The sequence below is a fragment of the Streptomyces xylophagus genome, from assembly GCF_000716435.1.
GTDB classification, from domain to species: Bacteria; Actinomycetota; Actinomycetes; order Streptomycetales; family Streptomycetaceae; genus Streptomyces; species Streptomyces xylophagus.
This window is the reverse complement of sequence record NZ_JNWO01000090.1, coordinates 1-1,233: the sequence shown is the minus strand read 5'-3', so window position 1 is coordinate 1,233 and position 1,233 is coordinate 1. Positions and strand designations below refer to the sequence as shown.

The 1,233-nt window shown below is 61.2% G+C and carries 1 protein-coding gene; it reads right to left on the bottom strand.

Going from position 1 to position 1,233, the window contains the following annotated elements; all coding sequences use genetic code 11:
* Nucleotides 1–62 precede the first annotated feature (62 nt).
* Nucleotides 63–1,233 (bottom strand): nucleoside triphosphate pyrophosphohydrolase family protein (locus tag OO70_RS54370; RefSeq protein ID WP_063749799.1); only part of this gene is annotated, 1,171 nt, incomplete at its 5' end.

Genomic DNA, 1,233 nt, shown 5'->3' with positions numbered 1-1,233 from the left:
GCCTACGATGCCAATGGCGGTCCCCTTCAGGATCGCCACGGCGCATTGCTTGAAGCTCCGCATCAGTCTGTCTCCACGCGTTTGAAGTAGACGCGGTAGACCGAGAAGCGGGTCTTGACGATCACGTCGCCGTGTTGGTCGAAGAACATCTCTTCGATGCGGCTTGTGGTGATCGGCTCGCCGTCGATGAAGCGACCCTTGGTGTCGCCGTAGACAGGGCCTTTGACGCAAGGCGCATGCGTCGGATCGCTGGCCGTATCGTTGTAGAAGACCGCTTCCTTGATAGTGCCGTGGACCTGCATAGGTTCCTTTCCGAGAGGCTTGCGATTCTCCGCCCACACGAACTTGTTCTCCGTGGGGCTGAGCGACTTCGAGTTCTGATCGCCAAGCGTCTCGGCGACGAGAGCCCACATGGGGTGATGGTGGGAGCCCGCGCCGAGCCTCCACTGCGTCGTGTTCTGATTGACGAACTCGCGGAAGAGGCGCAGCGCGGTTGTCGGGTCGATGGCGGCCATCAGAACTTCTTCCCGTTGGCAGCCAGGCGCTTCCGGCTTGTGGTCCGCGCGATGCTTGTTGTACTCGCGCTTCTCGGCGACAGCGGTCCACAGGTCGTAGCCGTGCTGCTTCGCGTACCCTTCGATCAACGCGATGGCGTGGATCAGCCGCAACGCGCGATCGCGATTCGACATTGCCCGGTTGACGTTCGTCACCATGCGGCTGATGCGGAGCAACGCCTGACCCTTGTTGGCCGGGAGATCGTCGACAGGGGTCTTGAAGTTGAACGACGACGAGAGCGGAATGCTACCGAGGATGTCCCCGATGCGAATGACAGCGTCGGCCAACTCGACTTCCGCCATCTTCCGCTTCGGCAGATGGTCGTCCATCAAGTTCTTGCGCTCACCTTCCATACACTCCGCCAGCTCGGACACGACGAGCATGAGCATCTCGCCCATGTTGCGGTTGAGCTTTTCGCCGGTCGCCGGATCGTGCCACCAGTGCGCGTTGGCCGCATGGACTTCCTGCGCCCATGCGTTCAGGCTTGCAGGACGGCCCTGCTCGAAGCGACGAAAGTCCCATCCCCCGCTCTCGCCCTTGTTGTAGTCGTCGTTTTCGAGAACAGCGTATCCGTTGTGGAAGCCGACGATGTTGTACGTCTTGCCGACCGTTAGACGACGGTTACCCTCGATGCAGCGAGCGGGGCCAAGCTTCAGCGCGCCCTTCTTCCGATTCCAC